This is a genomic window from Fructilactobacillus sp. X2R1C3 (assembly GCF_059901425.1).
The window spans coordinates 1-279 of record NZ_JBWXUW010000011.1 but is presented as its reverse complement, the minus strand read 5'-3'; the positions used below and the strand labels follow the sequence as shown (position 1 = coordinate 279).

Here is a 279-nt window from a genome sequence, read left to right as displayed (position 1 = left end):
CCCCCATCCTGCCCAACGTGGCCGGGGCGACCATTCCCGCCTTCGCCATCGACCAGTCGGACGCCAATGCACTGCGGACCTTTGCGTCGAGAGTTGGCAACAACGCAACCGCCGGCATTGCCTATCCGGCTAGCAAGATCAGCAATACGCCGGATGTGCTGGGCGACTTCAGTTCGCGCGGCCCGGCCGGGATCTTTGATCTGGTCAAGCCGGACGTGACCGCCCCGGGTGTGCGTGTGCTGGCCGTGATCGCAGGCAATGAGGTGACCGGCTCGGAGA

1 protein-coding gene is annotated in these 279 nt (G+C 65.2%); it reads left to right on the top strand.

Annotated elements, in window-relative coordinates; all coding sequences use genetic code 11:
- Positions 1–279, top strand: a 279-nt coding sequence (locus tag AC6UDD_RS06950; RefSeq protein ID WP_500720051.1) for a hypothetical protein, incomplete at both ends; no start/stop codon positions are given.